The 18910-nt window shown below is 71.5% G+C and carries 16 protein-coding genes; 11 read left to right on the forward strand and 5 right to left on the reverse strand.

Annotated elements, in window-relative coordinates; all coding sequences use genetic code 11:
* Positions 1 to 231: 231 nt before the first annotated feature.
* Entirely contained in the window at positions 232 to 1149 is a 918-nt protein-coding gene (locus ACIQLK_RS01255) for a carbohydrate ABC transporter permease (protein WP_400362254.1), read from the reverse strand.
* Positions 1139 to 2074 carry a carbohydrate ABC transporter permease gene (locus ACIQLK_RS01260; protein ID WP_400362256.1) on the reverse strand — a complete coding sequence of 312 codons (936 nt, stop codon included), beginning with the start codon at positions 2072 to 2074 and terminating at the stop codon, positions 1139 to 1141. The genes ACIQLK_RS01255 and ACIQLK_RS01260 overlap by 11 nt, the downstream gene beginning before the upstream one ends.
* A 125-nt stretch (positions 2075 to 2199) precedes the next feature.
* Between ACIQLK_RS01260 and ACIQLK_RS01265 the strand changes: the two genes are divergently transcribed.
* The 3 genes from ACIQLK_RS01265 to ACIQLK_RS01275 all read left to right on the forward strand — a co-directional run bounded on the left by ACIQLK_RS01265 (position 2200) and on the right by ACIQLK_RS01275 (position 5608).
* Positions 2200 to 3330, forward strand: a complete 1131-nt coding sequence (locus ACIQLK_RS01265; RefSeq protein ID WP_400362258.1) for a hypothetical protein — start codon at positions 2200 to 2202, stop codon at positions 3328 to 3330.
* A 250-nt stretch (positions 3331 to 3580) separates the two neighbouring features.
* Positions 3581 to 4864, forward strand: a complete 1284-nt coding sequence (locus tag ACIQLK_RS01270) for an ABC transporter substrate-binding protein (protein WP_400362259.1) — start codon at positions 3581 to 3583, stop codon at positions 4862 to 4864.
* 69 nt (positions 4865 to 4933) lie between these two features.
* A complete protein-coding gene (locus ACIQLK_RS01275; protein ID WP_400362261.1) occupies positions 4934 to 5608 on the forward strand; it encodes a rhamnogalacturonan acetylesterase in 675 nt (224 codons plus the stop codon).
* Positions 5609 to 5736: 128 nt separating this feature from the next.
* On the opposite strand, the gene ACIQLK_RS01280 is transcribed toward ACIQLK_RS01275, so the two are convergent.
* Entirely contained in the window at positions 5737 to 6693 is a 957-nt protein-coding gene (locus ACIQLK_RS01280) for a M24 family metallopeptidase (protein ID WP_400363838.1), read from the reverse strand.
* Between the two features lie 171 nt (positions 6694 to 6864).
* Between ACIQLK_RS01280 and ACIQLK_RS01285 the strand changes: the two genes are divergently transcribed.
* The 7 genes from ACIQLK_RS01285 to ACIQLK_RS01315 all read left to right on the forward strand — a co-directional run bounded on the left by ACIQLK_RS01285 (position 6865) and on the right by ACIQLK_RS01315 (position 14666).
* Positions 6865 to 7857 carry a LacI family DNA-binding transcriptional regulator gene (locus ACIQLK_RS01285; RefSeq protein ID WP_400362262.1) on the forward strand — a complete coding sequence of 331 codons (993 nt, stop codon included), beginning with the start codon at positions 6865 to 6867 and terminating at the stop codon, positions 7855 to 7857.
* Between the two features lie 133 nt (positions 7858 to 7990).
* The gene (locus ACIQLK_RS01290) at positions 7991 to 9352 is read left to right on the forward strand and encodes a Gfo/Idh/MocA family protein (RefSeq protein WP_400362264.1); all 1362 of its coding nucleotides are present in this window, start codon (positions 7991 to 7993) and stop codon (positions 9350 to 9352) included.
* A complete protein-coding gene (locus ACIQLK_RS01295) occupies positions 9349 to 10281 on the forward strand; it encodes an NAD-dependent epimerase/dehydratase family protein (protein ID WP_400362265.1) in 933 nt (310 codons plus the stop codon). The genes ACIQLK_RS01290 and ACIQLK_RS01295 overlap by 4 nt, the downstream gene beginning before the upstream one ends.
* Entirely contained in the window at positions 10278 to 11177 is a 900-nt protein-coding gene (locus ACIQLK_RS01300; RefSeq protein WP_400362267.1) for a 5-dehydro-4-deoxyglucarate dehydratase, read from the forward strand. Before ACIQLK_RS01295 ends, ACIQLK_RS01300 begins: the two co-directional genes overlap by 4 nt.
* On the forward strand, positions 11174 to 12265 hold the full coding sequence (locus tag ACIQLK_RS01305) for a mandelate racemase/muconate lactonizing enzyme family protein (protein ID WP_400362269.1): 1092 nt from the start codon (positions 11174 to 11176) through the stop codon (positions 12263 to 12265). The genes ACIQLK_RS01300 and ACIQLK_RS01305 overlap by 4 nt, the downstream gene beginning before the upstream one ends.
* Positions 12262 to 13710, forward strand: a complete 1449-nt coding sequence (locus tag ACIQLK_RS01310; protein WP_400362270.1) for an aldehyde dehydrogenase (NADP(+)) — start codon at positions 12262 to 12264, stop codon at positions 13708 to 13710. The genes ACIQLK_RS01305 and ACIQLK_RS01310 overlap by 4 nt, the downstream gene beginning before the upstream one ends.
* Positions 13707 to 14666 (forward strand): serine hydrolase domain-containing protein, encoded by a 960-nt coding sequence (locus ACIQLK_RS01315; RefSeq protein WP_400362272.1) that lies wholly within the window; start codon positions 13707 to 13709, stop codon positions 14664 to 14666. Before ACIQLK_RS01310 ends, ACIQLK_RS01315 begins: the two co-directional genes overlap by 4 nt.
* Before the next feature lie 187 nt (positions 14667 to 14853).
* Here the strand turns inward: ACIQLK_RS01315 and ACIQLK_RS01320 are convergent, their stop codons facing one another.
* On the reverse strand, positions 14854 to 16986 hold the full coding sequence (locus ACIQLK_RS01320) for a beta-galactosidase (protein WP_400362273.1): 2133 nt from the start codon (positions 16984 to 16986) through the stop codon (positions 14854 to 14856).
* A gap of 177 nt (positions 16987 to 17163) precedes the next feature.
* Here ACIQLK_RS01320 and ACIQLK_RS01325 point away from each other — a divergent pair, with 177 nt between their 5' ends.
* Entirely contained in the window at positions 17164 to 17946 is a 783-nt protein-coding gene (locus ACIQLK_RS01325; RefSeq protein WP_400362275.1) for an alpha/beta fold hydrolase, read from the forward strand.
* Between the two features lie 47 nt (positions 17947 to 17993).
* Here the strand turns inward: ACIQLK_RS01325 and ACIQLK_RS01330 are convergent, their stop codons facing one another.
* A complete protein-coding gene (locus ACIQLK_RS01330; RefSeq protein WP_400362276.1) occupies positions 17994 to 18857 on the reverse strand; it encodes a helix-turn-helix domain-containing protein in 864 nt (287 codons plus the stop codon).
* Positions 18858 to 18910: the final 53 nt, after the last annotated feature.

The following is an 18910-nucleotide window of genomic DNA, read 5'->3' on the forward strand; positions in this document are numbered from 1 at the left end:
GGGGGCGGCGCGGGCCGGGGCGGCGCGCGCCCGGCCTTCCGCTGTCCACATCATGTGCTCCCACCGAGAACACACGTTCCGGCACGCGCACGACGTGTGCTCTCGTTGAGAGGACATGATGTGGCCAGCAGGATGCCGCGCACACCGCACACCCCGCACCCCGCAGCGCGCCCGGCACCCGCGCACGACGACGGCGGCGACCCCGAGGGGGCGCCGCCGTCGCGTTCGGGCTTATTTGATGCCGGTGGTGGCGATGCCGCGGATGAGGAAGCGCTGACCGAACAGGAAGGCCAGGAACACCGGGACGAGCGACACGACCGACATCGCGAACATCCCGCCGAAGTTCGAGGCACCCTGCGCCGACATGAACTGCCGGAGCGCCAGCGGCACGGTGAAAAGGTCGGGGTTGTTCAGGTAGATGAGGGCGCCGAAGAAGTCGTTCCACACCCACACGAAGGTGAAGATCGCGGTCGTCGCGAGGGCGGGGGTCATCATCGGCAGCAGGATCTGCAAGAAGATGCGCGCATGGCCGGCGCCGTCGATGCGCGCGGCCTCATCGAGGTCGCGAGGGATGCCGCGGATGAACTGCACCATCAGGAAGATGAAGAACGCGTCGGTCGCGAGCGCCTTCGGGAGGATGAGCGGCCAGAACGTGTTCACCATGCCGAGCTGACTGAACATGATGTACTGCGGCACGATCACGATGTGCACGGGGAGCATGATCGTGACGAGCATGATCGCGAACATCGTGCGCTTGAAGTGGAAGTTGAGCCGCGCGAAGGCGTACGCCGCCATCGAGCACGAGATCAGGTTGCCGATGATCGAGCCGGCGACCACGACGATCGAGTTCCACAGGTAGGTGCCGAACGAGGGCGACAGGGCGTTCCAGCCCTCGGTGTAGTTCGAGACCTCGAACGACAGCGGCCACAGGCCCGGCAGACGGAAGATCTCGTCGTTCGGACGCAGCGAGCTGACGACCATCCACAGCAGCGGGTAGAGCATCAGCGCGGACGTCGCGATGAGGAAGATGTGACGCGCGACGACGCTCACCTTCGAGCGTCCGCCGAGGCCGGCGTTCTGACGCCGCCGGATGCGCTGCCGCTCCTGGGCGAAGCGCCGGTCGCGGGTCGTGATCAGTTCAGTCGTCATAGAACACCCACAGCTTGGAGAGAGCGAAGTTCACGGCCGTGAAGCCCGCGATGATGGCGACCAGCAGCCAGGCCATGGCCGAGGCGTAGCCCATGTCGAACGCCGTGAACCCCTTCTGGTAGAGGTACAGCGTGTAGAAGAGGGTCGAGTCCGACGGGCCGCCGGAGCCGCCGGAGATGATGAAGGCCTGCGTGAACGCCTGGAACGCGCCGATCATCGAGAGCACGAGGTTGAAGAAGACGATGGGGCTCAGCAGCGGCAGCGTGATCGAGAAGAACTGCCGCACGGGACCGGCACCGTCGACCGAGGCCGCCTCGTAGTACATGACCGGGATCTGCCGCAGTCCCGCGAGGAAGATCACCATCGGAGCGCCGAAGCCCCAGACGCTCAGCAGGATGATGGTCGACAGGGCCGTGTCGGGGTTCGAGATCCAGCCGGGCCCTTCGATGCCGAAGACCGCGAGGAACTGGTTGACGATGCCGTCGACGCCGAAGATCTGCTTCCACAGGATCGCCACAGCGACCGAGGACCCCAGCAGCGACGGCAGGTAGAACATCGACCGGTAGAACGCGAGTCCGCGCAGGCCCTTGTCGAGCAGCAGCGCGACGCCGAGTGCCGCGGCCATCGCGAGCGGGACCCCGACGAGGACGTAGACGAAGGTCACGCCGAGGGATGCCCCGAGTCGGGGATCCTGCGACATGCGCACGTAGTTGTCGAGCCCGATCCACTCGGGGGCGTTGAAGAGGTCGTACTTCGTGAACGACAGGTACAGCGACGCGAGGATCGGCAGGACCGTGACGAGGATCAGCCCGAGCAGCCACGGGGCCAGGAAGACGAGGGCCGCCTTCGTGTCCTTCGGTCGCTCGCGCGGGCCGCGTTTGCCGCCGCCTCGGCGAATCTGCGACAGCTCACTGATCGCGCTCATCCGGGTCCTCCTCGACACTTCCGACGGTCATCCGCGACCGTCGTGACCACGCTCAGAAAGCGCTTTCTGTGACGATACACTATCGAACGGAGCGCACAAGCGGTCCCCGACGACGAGGAGCCGCCATGGCCGATTCCGCCCGCGCCGACGAGCAGCCGCACAGCCTCGGCCCGATCGCGGGATACCCCGACTGGCCGGCCTTCCTCGAGCGCGAGAGCGTGCCGCAGGCCGGGCCCGCCCTCCGTCGGAGCCTGGCTTCGGCGCTGGGCCTGCGCCGCGCCGTCGCGGGCGACATCCGCGTCGAGCGTGAGTGGCGCGCCGACGGCGTGCACGGCCGCGCGCTCTCATGGCAGCTGCCCTACGGCCCCCGCACCCGCGCCTGGGTGCTGCGCCCCGACGACGACCGGCAGGAACTCCCGGGCCTGCTCGGACTGCACTGCCACGGCGGCGTCCGGTCGGTGGGAGCGGAGCAGCTGCTCGAGACGGACGAGGCGCCGCACCCCTCGGCATCCCGCCTGCGCGAGCACGTCTACGGCGGCCTCGCTCCCGCGAACGACCTGGCGCGCGACGGCTTCGTCGTCCTCGCCCACGACACGTTCTCGTGGGGGAGCCGGGCCTTCGACCTGTCGCATCCGACGCCTCGGCTCGCGGGATTGATCGCCGCCCGCGAGGCGCTCTGGCGCGAGGAGGGCGTGACCCCGACGGATGCCGAGCGGTTCGACGCCGTCTCGTCGCTGCACGAGGACTCGCTCGCGAAGGCCGCCGGCATGCTCGGCACGTCGCTCGCGGGTGCCGTGATGACCGAGGACATCGCGGCCCTCGACGTCCTCGCCGGATTCGACGGAGTGGATGCCGATCGTCTCGGCACGTTCGGACTGTCGGGCGGCGGCGGGCGCGCCGCGCTCCTCCGCGCGCTCGACGACCGGGTCCGGGCGACGGTCGTCACGTGCATGATGGCGACGTTCGCCTCGCTGGTGCCGCGTGAGCTCGACACGCATTCGTGGCTGCTGAACAGCCCCGGCATCCGCACCGCGGGAGACCTGCCCGAGATCGCGGCATCCGCTGCTCCTCGTGAGCTTCTGGTGCAGTACGGAACGCAGGATCCGCTGTTCCCACTCGAGGGCATGCGCGACGCCGACCAGGCCCTGACGGGGACTCCGGGGTACCGCGGAACCTTCTTCGAGGACGGCCACGTCTCGAGTCGCGCGATGCAGGACGAGGCACGGGCGTTCTTCGCCGCGACGCTGACGGCGTGACCCAAGCGAGACCAGGCGGTCGTTGACAACCTCGCGGCCGCGGCGCTACGGTCCGTCAGTAAGCGTTTTCTCAGTGGTGAGGGAACGCCCGAGAAAACGTTTGATCCGCGAAGGAGCGGCATGACCTCGATCACCCCCGGCCCTACCCGACACGCACGCACGGCTGCCGGTCGATCGACCCTCCACTCCGCCCGGATCATCCCTGTCCTGCTGCGCGCCCTTCGCCGCCGCACCGTCTGAGAGGAACCCCATGAAGAACCGACGCCTCCTCGCCTTCGCCGCTGCCGGCGTAGCGCTGGCCGTCACGCTGACCGGTTGCGGCGGTGGATCCGGAGCCGGCAACGGCGACGGCGAGATCACCCTTCGGTTCGCCTGGTGGGGCAGCGATGAACTGAACGCCATCAAGGCCGAGCAGATCAAGCTGTTCGAGAAGGCGAACCCGGGCATCAAGGTCGAGGGCGAGCCCAGCGAGTACAACGGCTACTACGACAAGCTCGCCACCCAGGTCGCCGGCGGCGGCGCACCCGACGCGCTGCAGATCACGTACGACGCTCTGCCTCTCTACAAGAGCAAGAACGCGATCGCCGACATCACGGGCGACATCGACCAATCGAAGTTCCAGGCGGGTTCGCTGGATGCCGGGATCATCGACGGCAAGCTCTACGCCCTGCCGACCGGCGTCGGCTCGCGCGGAATCATCATCAACCCCGCCGTTTTCGAGAAGGCGGGCGTCGCCATCCCCGACGACACGACGTGGACGTGGGACGACTACATCGAGGTCGCGAAGGAGATCTCCGAGAAGGCGGGCAAGGGCACCTACGGCTCGTCGGCGATCTCGAACGACCAGTCGCTCATGGCCTTCGCGCGTCAGAACGGCGAGGACCTCTACACCGCCGACGGTGAGTTCGGCGTCAGCGAGGCCACGGCGCAGAAGTTCTTCGAGTTCTCGAAGGACCTGCAGGACTCCGGCGGCTCGCCCGACGCGTCGACCGCTGCTGAGGACGCATCGGCGTCGCTCGAGCAGAGCCTCATGGGCCAGGGCAAGGTCGGCATGACGTTCGCGCCGCTGAACTTCATCGGCATCTACGCCGGCGCCTCGGGTCAGGAGCTGAAGATCCTCAACGTGCCCGGTGACAGCGCCGGCAAGGTGGGTCTCGTGATCCAGCCGACCGTGCAGTACGCGGTTTACTCGAAGTCGAAGCACCCCAAGGAGGCTGCGAAGCTGATCGACTTCCTCCTCAACAGCGAGCAGGCCGGTCCGCTCAACAAGCTGACGCTCGGCATCCCCGCCGACCCGACGGTGCTCGACGCCATCACGCCCGACCTGACCGACTCTGAGAAGGAGCAGGTGGCCTTCATCGACCGCCTGTCGAAGGCCGGTGGCACGCCGCAGAACCCGATCGCGCTGCCGACCTCGCAGCTCGGCCCGATCATCACGAAGCTGCTCGACGACGTCACGTTCGACAAGACGACCCCCGCGGATGCCGCGAAGGAGCTCGTCTCGCAGGTCGAGACGGCACTCGCCGCGAGCTGACAGACGGATGCGGCGGTCGGGATCTCCCGACCGCCGCATCGCCATGTCCCGGACCATCGGAGGATGCGGATGACCTATCATCTGGCAGGAGACTCGACCGTCGCGCCCATGAGGGCGGGTGAGGAGCCGATGGCGGGCTGGGGCGAGTGCCTCTCGGACTTCATGCCCGATCCGGTGCGGAACCACGCGTTCGGCGGGGCGACGACCGAATCGTTCTTCGCCACCGGGACGTGGGATGCGCTGCTGTCCGGTGTCGTCGCCGGCGACATCATCGTCATCCAGTTCGGGCACAACGACCAGAAGCAGCCGGAGGTGCTCGCCTCGCGCGGCGGGTACACCGATCGGCTGCGGCGGATGGTCGCGGATGTGCGCGACCATGGTGCCCGCCCGGTGCTGTGCACCTCGTGCGAGCGGCGGTGGTTCGACGGCGAGCGCGTTACGCCGACGCACGGCGACTACCCCAATGCCGTGCGCGACCTCGCCGTCGCCGACGGCGTCGATCTGATCGACCTCACGTCATTCACGACCTGGCTCTACGAGGACCTCGGGGACGAGGCATCCGCTCGTCTGCTGTCGCATTACGCGCCGGGCGAGACCGCCGCGTGGCCGGAGGGTCTCGTCGACGACACGCACTTCCGCCTCGAGGGCGCACGGCGGATCGCACGATTCGTGGCGAAGAGCCTGCGGGCGATCGAGCGTTGCGACGGCGATCAGCCGCCGAAGGGGTCGACGTTCACGGCCTGACTCGGGCGCGCGCCCGAGGTGCCGGCCTGACGGCCCACGCGTCGGACTCGGAGATGTGGCTCGGATCCGGACGGCCGGGCCGGTTCTGATCCGAACCCGACGTCCTCCTCCGAATCCGAGCCCGCGCGTCAGCCGAAGGCGCGCGCCACTGGCCGCGCCAGCCCGGCGAACTCCACCGTCGGCCACGACGGGTCGACCGTCAGCACCTCGATACCCGACTCGGTCACGAGCACCGTGTCTTCGACCTTTGCTCCCAGGGCGCTCGGATTCCAGGCGAACGCGTGATTCGACACGACGGCATCCGTCGTCAGCGTCGTCGCGCGGGGGTCGCGTCCCGCGTACCCGGTCGGTCCGCCCTGGTGATGCTTCGTCCACTCGTCCGCGTCGAAACCGGATGCCGCGTACCCGGCCGCCCCGGCCGCGAAGACGTCGTTCAGCCGGGCACCGGGGCGGGTCGCGGCGAAGAACGCCGCCTCGACGTCGAGGATCCGGTCGTCGTCGGCGCCCGCCTCGCCGACCCACCGGGTCGCGTTGGCGATGAGCCCGTGTCGCCGGCCGCACACGACGAGCATCGCCCGACGCCCGAGCGGCTCGTCAGTCGGAAGCGGATGCCGGTGCGGCACCCGCTCCTCCCCCGCGACCAGGATCACGAGCGGGTCGATGCCCCGCCCGGCGAGACCCTCGGCGAGCCCAGCGGCGGCCGACCGCTCGGTCGTCGACGAACGCAGACCTCGGGCGACCGCCGTCAGCACCTCCGCCGTCTCGCGCCCGAGCGCCCGGTAGCGATCCGCCTCGGCGGGAAGCAGCGACGCCCGCGCCGCGCGCAGCGCCGGAGCGACCTCCGCCTCGGTCAGCGCGTCACCGGCGGCGTCGAGCACGGGCTGGTGCCACGGCACCCGGACGACGCGGTCGGCATCCTCCGGCAGCAGCTCCTCGGCGATGAGACGCTCGGCCTCGTTGGCGCTCACGAACAGGGTGTCGCCGTCATCGTCGACGCGCACGGCCAGCACCGGAGGTCCCGCGAGCGAGACGTGCGTGCGGGCGCCCTCGAGGTACCAGGCGAGCGCTTCGTGCGACGAGAGCACGAGCGGGCGACCGCCGGCATCCCGCCGCACACCGGTCAGTCGCTCACGTTTCGCGGCTCGGTCAGCAGCAGATCCGGACATCGTCGTCTCCCGTCATAAAACGTTTCCTCGCATAGTATGGCCACACCGACACGCGCGATGCGCACGCCGGTCAGGCGCGAGGGGGAGCCGATGGCAGGAGCCAAACAGACCACGATCACCGACGTGGCCAAGCACGCTGGTGTCTCGCTGGCCACCGTCTCCCGCGTGATGAACGGCAACGCGACCGTCGACCCCGCACTCGCCGAACGGGTCCGCGCCTCGGCCGCCGAACTCGGCTACTCCGCGAATCCGCTCGCCCGCAGCCTCGTCCTCGGCAGGACCCAGACGATCTCGGTCGTCGTCCCCGACCTCTCGAACCCGACGTTCCAGGGCATGCTCCGCGGGCTCAGCAGAGCCGCCGTCGCCGACGGCTATCACGTGCTCGTCGCCGATTCCGATGAGCACGAGGAGCAGGAACGCCTGCTGGCCCTCGAGTCCCGTCGCCGGTCCGACGGCCTCGTGCTCTGCGCTCCGCGCATGTCGGATGCCGCTCTCGCCGAGGTCCTCGCCGACGTCGCCCCCGTCGTGCTCGTGAACCGCGCCGGTGACGCCCCGAGCGTCGCCGCCGATTACCGCACGCCGCTGCGGGAGGTCATCGACCACCTCTACGGACTCGGGCACCGCCGCATCGCCTACCTCGCCGGAGCCAAGCGCAGCGCGTCGAACGCGCAGCGTCTCGCCGCCCTCGACGACGCCCGCGCGACGCTCGACGGCTGCGAGATCGTCGAGATCCCCGCGGGCGTCGACTTCGCGGCCGGCGCCGGCTCCCTCGACGCCGTGCTCGACTCCGGCGCTACTGCCGTCCTCGCGTTCAACGACCTCTCCGCGATGGGGCTGCTGAGCGCGGCCACCGAGCGCGGCCTGTCGGTGCCGGGCGATCTATCGATCGCGGGCTTCGACGACATCCCGTTCGCGCGGTACACCTCCCCCGCCCTGACGACCGCCGCCGTTCCCACGGCGGAGCTCGGCGCCCTCGCCTGGGGGGCGCTGCGCGCCCTGTTGCAGGGCGAGTCGCCCGACGCGACGCACACCGTCGTCCCCGAGGTCATCCTCCGCGGTACCACCGCCGCGCCCAGGCGCTGAGCCGCGCGGCTGAAACGATCCACTCCCGCTGGAGAACATTCCTCGCGGAGCCGGTGGCATCCGTGCTACCGTCTGAGAAAACGTTTCCTGAGCCTGTTTCCCGGCTCGGAGGAGTCCGGCACGAAGGAGAGCCATGACCACCCGGTACGCCCTCGTCGGCGCAGGCCACCGCGCACAGATGTACGTGGACGCCGTCGCCGACGACTACCGTGACCGCGCCGACCTCGTCGCGATCTGCGAGCCGAACCCGACCCGCGCGCAGTTCTACGTCGACCGCCTCGTCGACCACGGCCTCGCCGCTCCGAGCACCTGGCACCCCGACCAGCTCGAGGAGATGATCCGCGCCGAGCGCATCGAGCGGGTCATCGTGACGGCGCGCGACGACCTGCACGCCGAACTGATCGTCCGATCGATGGATGCCGGGGCCGACGTCGTCGTCGAGAAGCCCCTCACCATCGACGCGGCGAGCGCCGCCGCGATCGAGGCGGCCGCCGAACGCACGGGGCGATCGGTCGTCCTGACCTTCAACTACCGGTACGCGCCGCGCAACACCGCCCTCCGCCAGGTCATCGCCGAGGGCCGGATCGGTCGCGTCACCTCCATCGACTTCTCCTGGATGCTCGACACGCAGCACGGCGCGGACTACTTCCGCCGCTGGCACCGCGAGAAGGAGCACTCCGGCGGGCTCCTCGTCCACAAGTCCAGCCACCACTTCGACCTCGTCAACTGGTGGATCGGGCAGCGCCCGCGGCGGGTCTTCGCCTCGGGAGCCCTCCGCTTCTACGGCGCCGAGAACGCCGCCGCCCGCGGTCTCGGCGACCGCCCTGACCGCGGCACGCACGACGGCGACCGCGACCCATTCGAGCTCGACCTGCGCGGCGACGAGCGCCTGCGCGCGCTGTACCTCGACGCCGAGCAGCACGACGGCTACGTCCGCGACCGCGACGTGTTCGGTCCCGGCATCACGATCGAGGACAACCTCGCCCTCGTCGTCGACTACTCGGGCGGCGCGACCCTGTCGTACTCCCTCAACGCTCACGCCCCCTGGGAGGGGTACCGCGTCGCGATCAACGGCACCGAGGGCCGCGCCGAGCTCGAGGTCGTCGAGCGGGGCGCCGTCCTCGTCGGCGACGGGCTGCACCCGGTCGTCGACCCGAGCGCGGTGCAGGATGCCGCCCACTCGAGCCTGCGCCCGATGGGCGAGCGCCTGCTGGTGCAGCGTCACTGGGAGGAGGCCGCCCTGGTCCCGATCGTCTCGGGCGAATCCGCTCACGGCGGCGGCGACGCCCTGCTGCTCGCCGACGTCTTCGCCGGCCCGGTCGACGATCCGCTGGGCCGCCCGGCCGACTGGACCGACGGGGTCCGCTCGATCGCCGTCGGCATCGCGGGCAACCGCTCGCTCGAGACGGGCATGCCCGTGCAGGTCGCAGACCTGGGCGTCGCGATCCTGCGCGATCAGACCCCCGCCGATCAGACCCCCGGGGACTCCCGGTGAGCCGCGTCGTCGTCACCGGCGGTTCCGGCCGGCTCGGGCGCAACCTCGTCGCCGGGCTCGCCGCGCGCGGGCACGAGGTCGTCTCGCTCGACCGCGCCCCCTCCGACGACCTGCGCATGGACGGGGTCGAGCAGATCTCGATCGACCTCCTCGACGCCGCGGCGACCCGCGACGTGCTCACCCGAGCGAAGGCGGACTCGATCGTCCACCTCGCCGCGATCGCCGTGCCGTTCAGCGCCCCGGAGGACGTCATCATGCGCACGAACACCGGGCTCGCCGTCTCGGTGCTCGGCGGAGCGGTGGAGGCCGGTATCGGGCGCATCGTCGCGGCATCCAGCCCCACCGTCCTCGGCTACGGCAACCCGTCGGGCTGGCTGCCCGAGTCCCTGCCGCTCGACGAGACGTCCGCCCCGCGGCCGTGGAACGCGTACGCGCTGTCGAAGCTCATGATCGAGCAGACCGTGTCGATGCTGCATCGCCGCACGGGAGACGACGTCCGCTACGCGACGTTCCGCCCCTGCTACGTCATCGCGCCCGAGGAGTGGCGCGGCGCCCCGACCCAGCAGGGCCACACGGTCGCCGAGCGCATCGCCGACCCGGCGCTGTCGGCTCCAGCGCTGTTCAACTACGTCGACGCGCGCGACGTCGCGTCGTTCGCCGACCTTCTGCTGGGCGCCCTGCCCGACATCCCGAACGCCGAGGTGTTCTTCGTCGGCGCCGACGACGCCCTCGCCGACGCCCCGCTGGCCGACCTCCTGCCGCGCTTCGTGCCCGGCACCGATGACCTTGCCCGCGCACTAACGGGCACCTCGCCCGCCTTCTCCAACGCCAAGGCGGCGCGGGTGCTCGGCTGGCGGCCGCAGCACTCCTGGCGCGGCGAGCTCGCCGCAGCGCCGTCCACCCTCGACCGAAAGGACGTGCCGGTATGAACTTCAGCGGCATCCTCTTCTTCCCCGTCACCCCGTTCGACTCCGCCGACCGCGTCGAGACCGACCTTCTGACACAGCACGTCACCGCAGGAGTGGATGCCGGTGCGGGCGGTGTCTTCCCCGCATGCGGCACGGGCGAGTTCCACGCCCTGTCCGCGAGCGAGTCGGAACTCATCGTCCGCACGGCGGTCGAGGCCGTCGCCGGCCGCGTCCCCGTCGTCGCGGGAGCCGGTGGCCCGCTCGGCCACGCGATCGAGGTCGCCCGCTCGGCCTCCGATGCCGGCGCCGACGCCCTGCTGGTCCTGCCGCCCTATCTCGTGGGCGCTCCGCAGCGCGGGCTCATCGCCTATGTCGAGGCGATCGCCGCGGCATCCGATCTGCCCGTCATCATCTACCACCGCGGCAACGCGGCGTTCACGGCCGAGTCGATCCGCACGCTCGCGACGAACCCGAAGGTCGTCGGCTTCAAGGACGGCGTCGGCGACATCGGCGCGACGCAGCTGATCGTCCGTGCGGTTGCGGATGCCGGGCGTGAGGACTTCGCGTTCTTCAACGGTCTGCTGACCGCCGAACTGACACAGGGCGCGTACCGGGGCATCGGGGTGCCGCTGTACTCGTCGGCCGCCTTCGCCATGATCCCCGACGTCGCGAACGCGTACTACCGCGCGTACGTCGACGGCGATGAGGCACGGCGCCTGGCGATCCTCGACGGCTTCTACGCACCGCTCGTCGCGCTCCGCGACGAGACGCCCGGCTTCGGCGTCTCGCTCATCAAGGCGGGCCTGCGTCTCGAGGGTCTGCCGGTCGGCTCGGTCCGCGCTCCGCTGGCCGACCCGACCCCGGCGCAGGAGGCCCGGCTGACCGAGATCCTCGCCGCCGGTCGCGCACTGCTGTGACCACGATCGCCTCGTTCGACGCCCAGCTGATCCGGGTGCCGCTGACGCGCCCGTGGGCTGCGGACGTCACCTCGGTCGGCGTCATCGCGACGCACGTCGTGCGGTCGGACGGCGCCGAGGGGTGGGGCTTCTCATGGACCCCGCAGATCGGCGCGGAGGCGGTGCTCGCGCTGCTCCAGCACGACATCCCGGCCTTCACCGTCGGCCGCTCGGCCGAGGCGGCGGAGATCTGGCCCGAGCTGTGGCGCCACCTGCACGAAGCGGGTGGCGGCGGTCTCACGACGATCGCCATCGCGGGCCTCGACCTCGCGCTGTGGGATGCCGCGGCCCGCTCCGCCGGCGTCTCGGTATCGACCTCGATCGGTCGCCGCCGCGAATCGGTGGGCTCCTACGGCAGCGGCATCAACCTCCATTACGAGCTCGACGACCTGCTCGCCCAGGCGCAGCGCTGGGTCGATGCCGGCTTCGGCGCCGTGAAGATGAAGGTCGGCAGCCCCGACCTCGCCCGCGACGTCGAGCGCGTCGCGGCGGTGCGAGACGTGATCGGGCCGGATCGCGCGCTCATGGTCGACGCGAACCAGCGGTGGGACCTCGATCGGGCGACGACCGCCGTCGAGGCCCTCGCGGCATCCGGCATCGCCTGGATCGAAGAGCCGCTGCGCGCCGACGACCTCGCCGGCCACATCGAGCTGGCGAGGCGCCTGCGGGCCGGATCGGGCGTGCCGATCGCTCTCGGCGAGAACGTCCACAACCGCTACCGCTTCGACGACTTCGTGAGCTCGGGCGCGGCGCAGGTCGTACAGCCGAACATCGTCCGCGTCGGTGGGATCACGCCGTTCCTCGAGATCGCGGGCGACGCCGACGCCGCGGGCACAGCCCTGCACCCGCACCTGTTGCCCGAACTGTCGGGCCAGCTCGCGCTGGTCCTGCCCCAGGAGGTCCTCGTCGAGGACATCGAGGATGCCGCGTTCGGCGCCCTCGGTGCGCTCGAAGGCCCCTCCCCCGTCGCCATCGTCGACGGGACCCTGACCGAGGTGACCCACGAGGGCCTCGGACTGCGCTTCACCCACCCGGAAGGACAGCGATGACCACCTCGCCCGAAGAGCTCACCCGCCTCACCGACGCCGCCGCGGCGGCCGCGCCGATCTGGCGCACGTCGTCCGCCGACGACCGCGCCCGCTGGCTGAGCGCCGTCGCGGACGCGCTCGATGCGAACGCCGACGAGCTCGTCGCGATCGCCGACCGCGAGACGCGCCTCGGCGCCGCGCGCCTGCGCGGCGAGGTCGGTCGCACGACCGGACAGCTGCGCCTGTTCGCCTCGGTCGTCCGCGAGGGCTCGTACCTCGAGCTGACGGTCGACGACGCGGATGCCGCGGCCACCCCGCCCCGCCCGGAGCTGCGTCGCCTGCTCGTCGGCGTCGGCCCGGTCGCCGTGTTCTCGGCATCCAACTTCCCGTTCGCGTTCTCGGTCTGCGGCGGCGACACCGCCTCGGCGTGGGCGGCGGGCAACCCCGTCATCGTGAAGGCGCACTCCGGGCACCCCGAGCTGTCGGAGCGCACCGCCGCGATCGCGATCGAGGCCCTGGCGGCGGCCGGCGCGCCCGACGGATCACTGGCGCTGATCGAGGGCCGCGAGGCGGGGAACGCGCTCGTGCAGCACCCCGTCGTCCAGGCGGCCGGCTTCACCGGGTCGCTCTCGGGAGGCCGCGCACTGTTCGATCTCGCGAACGGACGGCCCGACCCCATCCCGTTCTACGGCGAGCTCGGAAGCGTGAACCCCGTCGTCGTCACGACCGGCGCGGCCGCCGCACGCGGTTCGGCGCTCGCGACGGGTCTCGTCGGCTCGTTCACCCTCGGCGCCGGTCAGTTCTGCACGAAGCCCGGCGTCGTCTTCATTCCGCGCGATGCCGGCGTCGAGCAGCTCGTCGCCGACGCCGTCGCCGGCGCCGCGGGCGGACCGCTCCTCACCGAGCGCATCACGACCGCTTTCCCCGACGGCATCCGCGACCTCGAGGCCGACCCGTCGGTCGAGGTTCTCGCCCAGGGCGCCGAGACGCCGGACGGCGCCCGCCCCGTCGTGCTGACGACGGATGCCGCGGCCGTCGCCGAGCGTCCCGGGACGCTCATCGCAGAGGTCTTCGGGCCGGTCACCCTGCTGGTCCGCTACAGCGACCAGGCCGAGCTGGTCCGCGCCCTGCGCGCGGTGCCGGGAAGCCTCACGGCGACGCTGCACAGCGAGTCCGGCGAGGACGTCGCCGAGGTGCTCGAGCTGCTGCAGCTGCGCGCCGGGCGCGTGCTGTTCGCGGGGTGGCCGACCGGCGTCGCCGTGACGTGGTCGCAGCAGCACGGCGGACCGTGGCCCGCGACGACGTCGCTGCACACCTCCGTCGGCGCGACGGCGATCCGCCGGTTCCTCCGCCCGGTCGCCTTCCAGGATGCTCCCGACGCCCTGCTGCCCGAGCCGCTGCGCGACGCATCGCTGGCGCGGCTGCCGCACCGCCGCAACGGCGTGCTGCAGGTGCCCACCGTATGAGCGCGGCGTTCGACCTCGCCCGCGGGCACGTCGAGGCGGGCCGTCTGCCGTCGGCCGTGCTCGGCGTGGCCACGGCCGACGGCACGGTCGCGCTCGAGGGGTTCGGGGCCGCGGCATCCGATCGATACCCGCTCTTTTCGATCACCAAGCCCCTGCTGGGGATCGCCGCGGCGCGGGCGATCGAGCGCGGGCTGCTGACGACCGAGACGCCGCTTCGGGACGCTGTGCCGGAATTCGGCGCGGGGCGCGACGACGTCGTGCTGCTGCGGCATCTCGCATCGCACACGTCCGGGATCGCGGAGCCGCCGCTGGATCCCGTGACGCCGCTGCGGACCGAGCTCGTCAGCCGCGGTCGGGACTTCGTCGCCGGCAGCGCCTCGCGCTACTCGTCGCTCGCGTTCGAGGGCATCGCGGCGCTCGTCGAGCACGCGACCGGCCACGACTGGGCGGATGCCGTCGGCCAGTGGGCGGGCGAGATCGGCGCCGACGGGCTGAGCCTCGACCACGCCGGCTCGGTCGAGGTCGTCGACGCTGCGGCGTCGGGCGTCGACATGGCCCGGTTCGCCGCGCTGCGGCATCCGGGTGCCGGGCTCGTCGGCCGCGCCGAGGACCTGCTGCGGCTGGGCTCGGAACTGCTGCGCATCGAGGGCGGGGCGACCGGCGGCATCCTGCAGCCGGCGACGCTCGCGATGATGCGGCGACCGCTGACGGGCGACATCCCGCGACTCGAGCCGTACATCGCCGAGCGCGGGCAGGACTGGGGGTTCACGTGGAACCTCCGCTCGCGCGCGCCCGGCCTCATCGACCAGGACGTCTACGGCCACGGCGGCTGGGCAGGCACCGAGTTCTGGGTGCACCCGGGCGCCCGCATCGCCTGGGTCCTGCTCACGAACGCCGTCTCGCGCCCCGGCGTCGACCTCGACGCGATCGACAACGCGGTAGTGTCCGGGCGCTGAGGCGCGGGCCGCGTGTCGGGGTCCGCGCGCGCGTCGGCGTCCGGCGCGTGCCGGCGTCCTCCCCCGTCCACATCATGTGCTCCCACCGAGGTCACACGTCGTGAACCGTCCACAGCGTGTGTTCTCGACCGGAGCACATGATGTGGATGCCGGGGGGGCAGACGCCGACGGCGCTCTCGCGCGCGCGTCAGATGTGCGCGCCCGTCCGCGGCTCGAACTCCGCGCGCGTGAGCGTGGCGCCGTCAGGCGCCGCGCTCGGGAACCGCACGCGCGAAGACGGCGGCCCGGGCAGGATCTCGATGCGCAGCGCGCTTGCGTCGCCACGCGCGTCGGCGGGGATGCGCCAGGGACGCCCCGTCCAGAGTGCGTCGGAGACGAGCCGATCGCCGACCCACGCGCGGGCGACATCGCCGGTCCACTCCAGGCGCAGGGTGCGCTCGTCGGCCGGGTCGACCGCGACCGTCACGACCGCCGCGGCACCCCACTCCGTCGGGATCGACGCGCGACCGCCCTGCGCAGCACCGGCCGGCGGCGCCCCGGCAGACCGCTCGAGCGTCACCGCGACCTCCGTCGCATGTCCGGGCGCGACGTCGACCGCCGACCACCCGTCCTCGCCGAGCACCTCGACGCGCGGCGTCACCGCGGCATCCCCCGCGAAGGTCACCTCGCCGTCCGCCGCGACGACTGCGCCCGGAGCCCAGACGAGCCGCCCGCTGGCGACCGCGATCGCACCGGCATCCGCTTCGTCGAGCACGAGCACCCGCGCGACCACCCCACCGTCACGCGTCAGCTCCCACATGCGCCCACGGTCCGCGGCGATCTCCGTGACGTCCGCGTCGGCCGAGACCTGCGGCGGGATGCCGTCGGTCGCCGCCGCGACCAGCAGCGGCGTCCCGCGCCACGTCACCTCGGTCACCGGCTGCGCCGTGAGCCAGTGCACGGTCGCGTCGCCGAGCGGCATCCCGAACGGCCACGCGAAAACTGCACCGCTCGGGATGTCCACCTCGGGAAGGGCGACGTCGCCGACCTCGAACCGCACGCCCTCGTGCCGCGGGAGGTCGACCCCGGGATGCCGATTCACGACGAACACGAACCCGCGGTGCCCGTCGGATCGGACCGACCAGCGCAACCCCGTGAGGTCGGGCGAGTCGACGGCGTCGTCTGCGAAGAAGGCAGGCATGGCGGCGAGCGCCGACCCCCACTGCGCGAGCATCAGATGCTGGCGCCGCAGCGCCGCCCAGCTCGGCCGGACGGCACCATCGACCTGCACGGGCGCGCCGAAGTCGTAGGCGATCTCCGGAAAGTCGTTCGGTCCGGCCGCGGCGTGCGACTCCTGCAGCCCGCGCCGCGGATTCCGGCCGTCGGCGTACATGTAGTACCCCTGCCAGACGCTTCCCGAGGCGAGCTTGGCCATCGCGAGAGCGGCGACGTCCCCGGCGGGCACGTCGAGACGGCGATGGTAGGCCGAGGTCATGCCCGACCCGAGCTCGCAGGTCGTGAACGGATGCGGTGGCCGCACCGCTTCGACCACCGCCGCACCGGCACGGTGGTCGGCGCCGATCGAGTCGTCGTCGCGGCGGGGCGAGGGGTAGAAGTTGGCGTGGCTGCGCAGGTCGGGCTCGACGTCGGCGTCGACCCAGAACGACTCGGGGTATCCGCCGTAGACCGGCAGGAAACCGTCCGGCAGCTGCGCGCCGCCCCACCCGGTCGCGGTCCACATCGGCGCGTGCAGGCCGAGCCCCTCCGCCATCTCGCGCAGCCGGGTGAGGTGGTCGGCACCGTCGTACAGCTCGTTGTCGACCTGGATCGAGAAGAAGGGGATGCCGCGGACCTGCCGTGCGAGCTCGGTGTACCACCGCTCGACCTCGGCGAGATAGGCCGCATCGTTCGTGCGGAGGGGAAGTCCCGAGTTCACGAGCCAGTCGGGCAGACCGCCGTTGCGCGCCTCGGCGTGGGCATACGGGCCGATCCGCAGGATGAGCCCGAGCCCGACCCCGCGCGCCGTCTCGAGGAAGGCGCCCACGTCGAGTCCGCCGGTGAAGTCCGGCCGCCCGCGCTCGGGCTCGTGGTGGTTCCAGAGGACGTAGGTGGACACGTGGGTCAGGCCGCCGGCGCGGGCGGCGGTGAGCACCGGCATCCACTTCTCGCGGGGGATGCGGGAGTAGTGGATCTCGCCCGAGATCGGGAACACCGGAGCGCCGTCGCGGCGCACCGACTGCGCGGTGACGTCGACGCCGGAGTCATCACCCGCCGATGGGCGGATGCCCGCGAGCTCGGTCGTGGCGGGCGGGTGGACGGTGAGGGCGTGGACGCGCGTCATCGAGACTCCAACGGGGGCGGGGACGGGTCCGAGCCTATGAGCCCATGCGGACGCGGCGAGTCGAGGTCGTCGGATCGTCCAGGCATGCCGTCGGCGGCGGTCGTCCTCCACGCCCCGTCGGCGGATGCCCGAGGCGATCCGGCCCTCCCTGGATCCACGCGGGATAGCGTTGCGTGGGTGACGCTGAACCACATTCGACGCGGGAACGGCAGCCCTCTGCTGCTCGTACACGGTCTGGGCGCAGGGTTGCGGTCTTGGACCCCGATCCTCGACCGACTGGCGGAACACCGTGAGGTCATCGCCGTCGACCTACCCGGGTTCGGTGAGACTCCGCCCTTGGCCGGTGAGGTCTCGATCGCCACGTTGGCCGACTCTGTCGCGGACTTCATCCGCGAGCAGGGGCTGGACGGGGTCTCGACCGCAGGCCAGTCGATGGGCGGCCGAATCGTGCTCGAGCTCGCGCGGCGAGGGGTCGGCGGTGACGCTGTGGCGTTGGACCCGGGCGGCTTCTGGAGTCACCGCGAGCTCGTCGTCTTCGGCGCAACGCTGCGGCCCTCGATTGCTCTGGTCAGAGCGCTGCGAGGCATGCTGCCGGCCCTGCTGGGCAACGCTGTCGGAAGGACTGTGCTGCTCGCGCAGTTGTCGGCGCGGCCCTGGGCCCTCTCGCCCGAGACCGTGCTGCCGGACGTGCGCGGACTGGCCGATTCGCCGTCGACCGGGGCCGCCATGAACGCCCTCACAAAAGGACCCAAGCAACAGGGCGCCCCGGCCGGTTCGGTACCTGGCCGGGTCACGATCGGGTGGGGGCGGCGTGATCTGGTGACGGTACCCCGTCAGGCCTCTCGAGCCACAGAACTGTTCCCGGACGCCGTCCTGCACTGGTTCGACCGCTGCGGCCACTTCCCTCAATGGGACGCAGCGGATGAAGCAACCCGACTCATTCTCGACGGCACCCACTAGCATCGGCGGCCTGCTCAGACGACGACTGCGCTCGCGAAATGGACCGATCACCCCTTCCCCTGCCCGCGGTACGCCGTCGGCGACACCCCGTGGGCGACGCGGAACCTCCGCGAGAAGTAGAACGCATCGTCCATGCCGACGCGGCGCGCGATCTCCGCGACAGGAAGGTCGGTCGTGTCGAGCAGGTGCCGGGCGTGCGCCATCTTCAATGCGAGGTGGTGCGCGATGATCCCGCCGCCGGTCGCATCGCGGAACAAGGCGGCGAGGTGCGAGGGCGACACCCCGACCATCGCCGCGAGCTCACCCACGTGCACGATGCCGTCGACGCGCTCCTCGAGGTACCGCAGCGCCCGCTCGACGGGCGTCCCGTGCTCCGGTAGCAGTCGGTCGACGGCGAGCTGCGTGAACAACCGCCACGCCATCCCGGATGCCGCGACCATCCGCGCCGGCGTCGTGTCTCGCGCCAGCGAGGTCGAGATCTCGTCGAGCAGGGCGGTCGCCCGCTCGACGGCGCGCAGCGGCAGCACCACGCGGTCCGCCAACACGCCCACAGCCTCGACCAGCTCCGGCACATCTGAGCCGCGCACGTGGCACCACCAGATCGTCCAGGGATCCCCGGCATCCGCCCCATAGGAGTGCGGCAGACCGCCCGGGATGACGATCGCCGTCGCCGACCCGACGCGCGTCCGTTGGCCGGCCGTCTCAACCCATCCGGCACCCGACACGCAGACGATGACGATCGTCTCGGGAGCACCCGTGGGGCGATGCCGGCCGTGGCCCACCGCGCGTGGGAAGTAGCCGGCATCCGTCACCACGATCCGCCGGGTCACCGGCTTGGCGAGGGCTGCCTCGACGACGGGACGCGGCACGACGCTCAGCCGCTGCCGCTCGAACCCCTCCGCGCGCTGCATCCCTTCATCCTGCCGCACCGCATCGTCGAATCGTCCATGTCGACCGCACGCGA

This window comes from Microbacterium sp. NPDC091382 (assembly GCF_044757025.1).
Taxonomy (GTDB): domain Bacteria; phylum Actinomycetota; class Actinomycetes; order Actinomycetales; family Microbacteriaceae; genus Microbacterium.

Bases quoted from the DNA above. Each gene is read 5' to 3' on its own strand.
- ACIQLK_RS01255 (WP_400362254.1), bottom strand. From the start codon at position 1,149: ATGACGACTGAACTGATCACGACCCGCGACCGGCGCTTCGCCCAGGAG.
- ACIQLK_RS01260 (WP_400362256.1), bottom strand. From the start codon at position 2,074: ATGAGCGCGATCAGTGAGCTGTCGCAGATTCGCCGAGGCGGCGGCAAA.
- ACIQLK_RS01265 (WP_400362258.1), top strand. From the start codon at position 2,200: ATGGCCGATTCCGCCCGCGCCGACGAGCAGCCGCACAGCCTCGGCCCG.
- ACIQLK_RS01270 (WP_400362259.1), top strand. From the start codon at position 3,581: ATGAAGAACCGACGCCTCCTCGCCTTCGCCGCTGCCGGCGTAGCGCTG.
- ACIQLK_RS01275 (WP_400362261.1), top strand. From the start codon at position 4,934: ATGACCTATCATCTGGCAGGAGACTCGACCGTCGCGCCCATGAGGGCG.
- ACIQLK_RS01285 (WP_400362262.1), top strand. From the start codon at position 6,865: ATGGCAGGAGCCAAACAGACCACGATCACCGACGTGGCCAAGCACGCT.
- ACIQLK_RS01290 (WP_400362264.1), top strand. From the start codon at position 7,991: ATGACCACCCGGTACGCCCTCGTCGGCGCAGGCCACCGCGCACAGATG.
- ACIQLK_RS01300 (WP_400362267.1), top strand. From the start codon at position 10,278: ATGAACTTCAGCGGCATCCTCTTCTTCCCCGTCACCCCGTTCGACTCC.
- ACIQLK_RS01310 (WP_400362270.1), top strand. From the start codon at position 12,262: ATGACCACCTCGCCCGAAGAGCTCACCCGCCTCACCGACGCCGCCGCG.
- ACIQLK_RS01315 (WP_400362272.1), top strand. From the start codon at position 13,707: ATGAGCGCGGCGTTCGACCTCGCCCGCGGGCACGTCGAGGCGGGCCGT.
- ACIQLK_RS01320 (WP_400362273.1), bottom strand. From the start codon at position 16,986: ATGACGCGCGTCCACGCCCTCACCGTCCACCCGCCCGCCACGACCGAG.
- ACIQLK_RS01330 (WP_400362276.1), bottom strand. From the start codon at position 18,857: ATGCAGCGCGCGGAGGGGTTCGAGCGGCAGCGGCTGAGCGTCGTGCCG.